The organism is Actinophytocola sp. (genome assembly GCF_045807065.1).
Taxonomy (GTDB): Bacteria; Actinomycetota; Actinomycetes; order Mycobacteriales; family Pseudonocardiaceae; genus Actinophytocola.
In genome coordinates, this window is record NZ_JBJMIE010000160.1 from 1 (window position 1) to 3,298 (window position 3,298).

At 75.4% G+C, this 3,298-nt stretch carries 4 protein-coding genes; 2 read left to right on the forward strand and 2 right to left on the reverse strand.

Annotated elements, in window-relative coordinates:
- Together ACJ73U_RS09415 and ACJ73U_RS09420 are read left to right on the forward strand one after the other, a co-directional pair.
- On the forward strand, positions 1-723 hold a 723-nt coding region (locus ACJ73U_RS09415), incomplete at its 5' end, for an AMP-binding enzyme (RefSeq protein ID WP_407777163.1).
- Positions 720-1,694, forward strand: a complete 975-nt coding sequence (locus ACJ73U_RS09420) for a class I SAM-dependent methyltransferase (protein WP_407777164.1) — start codon at positions 720-722, stop codon at positions 1,692-1,694. The genes ACJ73U_RS09415 and ACJ73U_RS09420, both read left to right, overlap by 4 nt.
- 10 nt (positions 1,695-1,704) lie before the next feature.
- Here ACJ73U_RS09420 and ACJ73U_RS09425 read toward each other — a convergent pair whose 3' ends face one another.
- Both ACJ73U_RS09425 and ACJ73U_RS09430 read right to left on the reverse strand, forming a co-directional pair.
- Complete coding sequence (locus ACJ73U_RS09425) at positions 1,705-2,424, reverse strand: hypothetical protein (RefSeq protein WP_407777165.1); 720 nt, start codon at positions 2,422-2,424, stop codon at positions 1,705-1,707.
- A gap of 3 nt (positions 2,425-2,427) precedes the next feature.
- On the reverse strand, positions 2,428-3,298 hold an 871-nt coding region (locus ACJ73U_RS09430; RefSeq protein WP_407777166.1), incomplete at its 5' end, for a VWA-like domain-containing protein.

Consider the following 3,298-nt stretch of genomic DNA (forward strand, 5'->3'; position numbering starts at 1 on the left):
ACCGCACCCGAGGTCCGTGAGGTGTTCCGGCCGCGGGCGGTGCGTTCGACCTCGTCCGCCCTACCGCCCCGGGTGCTGTGTCAGCTGGAGGAGACGTTCGGCGTGCCGGTGGTGGAGGCGTACGGACTGACCGAGTCGCCGGGCCAGATCGCCAGCAACCCGCTGCACGGGGTGCGCAAGCCGGGCACCGTCGGCACGGCGGCGAACACCGAGATCGTGTTGCGGACGCCGGACGGCCTGACCGTTGAGCCGGGCGTCGTCGGCGAGGTGCTGGTCCGCGGGCCGAACCTGATGCGGGGCTACGACGGTCTGCCCGCCGAAGCGCAGCCCTTCCACGCGGGCTTCCTGTGCACGGGGGACCGGGGGCGGTTCGACGAGGACGGCTACCTGACCATCCTGGGCCGGGCGGGCGACGTGATCAGCCGCGGCGCGGAGAAGATCTCCGCCGCCGAGGTCGAGGCCGTGCTGATGGCACACCCGGGCGTCCGGGAGGCGGCGGTGCACGGCCGCGCCCACCGGGTCCTCGGCCAGGACGTCGCGGCCACGGTCATCCGGTCCGACGACGTCGACGTCAGCGAGGCCGAGCTGCTGGCGTTCGCGCGGGAGCGGCTGGCCGCGTTCAAGGTGCCGGTCGCCGTCGACTTCGTCGACGACCTGCCCCCCAACGGCCTCGGCAAGATCCGGCGCGAACTGCACGGCGACGAGGGGAGGGCCACGCGGTGACGGCGGCGGCGGAGGTCCGGCGGCTGTACGAGAAGTTCCCCTACCCCTCACCGGACGCGGCGGACCGGCTGATCCACGACATGGCGACCGGCATCGGGTTCCTGTTGCCCGGCAACGACCTGGCCGGGTGGCAGGTGCTCGACGCGGGCTGCGGCACCGGGCACCGGTTGGTCGCGCTCGCCCGGCGCTATCCCCAGGCCCGGTTCCTCGGGGTGGACCCGTCCGGGCGGTCGCTGGACGTGGCGCGCGCTCTGGCGGCCCGGCACGGCGTCGGCAACGTCGAGTTCTTCCGCGGCGGCATCCCCGAGACGCTCCTGCCGATGCGGTTCGACCTTGCGGTGTGCTCCGGAGTGCTGCACCACATGGCCGACCCCGCCGCGGGCGTGGCGTGGCTGGCCGAGCACCTGACCGACAACGGGCTGGTGTACGCGTGGCTGTACAACGCTCTCGGCGAGCACGACCGGATGCTCGACCGGGAGCTGATCCGGCTGCTGGCCGCCGCGGACGGCGACCCGGACCTGGCCGTGGTGCGGACGCTGGGCCTGACCCTGAGCAGCACGCGATACGGGGCGAGCGCGGCGGCCGGCGCGCCGAGCGAGCAGGACCAGGCGGTCATGGACGCCGACGCGTACCTCAACCCGATCGTCCGGCCGATGCGGTTCACCGACGTGCCCGGCCTGGTCGCCGGTTCCGGGCTGGACTGGTGCGCGGCGTTCGGGATCAACACCGACGGCGGCGGCAGGCTGGTCGACCTCGCGGCCGAGGGGGCCGACCGGGAGTTGTTCCTCAGCGTCGAGGAGCTGTTCGGTGACCCGGCGGTGCGCGACCGGGTGGCCGGCCTCGCCCCACTGGACCGGGCCCGGTTGATCGAACTGGTCACCCGGCCGACCGGGTTCAGCCTGGTGGCGGGGCGCGGTCGTGCGCTCGCGGAGTGCGCGCCGCACATCCGGCACAACGTGATCACACCATGAGCCCGGCACCTCAGTGCGGGTCCTCGTCCCGGCGCAGCATGCGCATCATCGCCGCCTGCTCCACCGTGACACCATCGGCGCGCTGCCGGGCCGCCTCGGCCGGGGTCATCCCGGCACCGAGCCAGTCGGCGACCTCCTCGAACGGGATGCCCGCACTCCACCACTCCCGTACCGCCCGCACCGGGTCGACACCCGCCGCGGCGAGCGCGGCGCCCTCGGCCGGGGTCACCCCGAGCTCGTGCCACAGCCGGGCTTCCGGGGCGGGGACGTCCCGGATGGCCCACGCGAGGGCGGTGTCGTCGTGCCAGCGCCGCTCCAGGTAGCCGTGCAACAGGAAACCGCCCACCCCGGCCTCGTGGAAGCGCAGCACGGCCTCGTCCTGGCTCGCGTCGGCCAGCCCGGGCGGCGGCTGCCGGGCGAACACCTGGTCCGGGCGCATGCCACGGGCGTGGTACCCGGCGGCGTCCGCCAGGCCCACACCGAACTCCCGGTACCGGATGGCGTCCGCGGGCGGGATGCCGGCCTCCAGCCAGCCGGTCACGGTCTGCGGTGTGACCCCGGCGAACGCCCACTCCGCCGCGGTGCGCCCGTCCGGCACGCCGGCCGCGAGCCACTCCCGGGCCTGCGCGATCCGCATCCCCCACGTCCGCCAGTCCTGAGCCGCCTCCGCGGCGAAACCCGCCGCCAGCCACTCGGCCTGCTCCTCCGGTTCGCCACCGCCTGTCGGCACGGGTCACCGTCCTCTCTCGTCGATGTGCACCGCGACCGCCCAGTCGGGCGCGGTGCCGGACCTGTCGGTGAGCGCGACCACGACCTGGCAGCCCGGGGGCGGTCGCGCCGGCCACGCCGTCTGGCCGTCGGTGAACACGACGACGATGTCCGGTCGGGGCCGAAGCCCGGTCGCCGCCGCGACGCCGGCCTGGAGGTCGGTGCCGCCACCGCCCAGCAACCGCACGTCACCCGCGTCGAGCACCCGCTGCGCCTCGTACGCCTCGACGTCGCAGCACAGCACCCGCAGGTGCCGGCGGCCGAGGCCGACGCCGCGCAGCACCCCGCCCACCTCGCTGAGCACGCGGCCGAGCGCGGCCTCGGTCATGCTGCCGGACGTGTCGAGGACCAGGGCCACCACCGGCAGCGGCTGGTGCAGCGCGGGCAGCACGACACCGGGCACCGAGCGTGCCCGCCGCGACGGTCGCCGGTAGGTGAAGTCCACCCGGCCCGCCGCGTTGGCGACGCCCCGGCGCACCGCGGCGGCGAGCACCCGCCGCCAGTCCACGACCGGGTCGAGCACCTCGTCCGCCCACCGCTGCCAGCCGCCCGCGGTGTGCCCCCGGCCGCCACGGCGCTCCCGGATCTCCCGGGCGACCTCGCGGGCCACGAGTCGGCGTTCGGCCTCGCCGAGACCCGGCTGGTCGCTGTCCCAGCCACGGGTCCGCCCGTCGCATCCCGACCCGCAGTCGCGCGTGTCCTCGGGGACCGGGTCACCGAGCCCGTCCCAGTACTGCTCGGCGGTCAGCCCGTCGGCCATGCCCAACGACTCCGGCGTCACGACGTCCGGCGGCGCGGCGATGCCGTCGGCGACCAGGTCGTCGTCAACCTCCGCG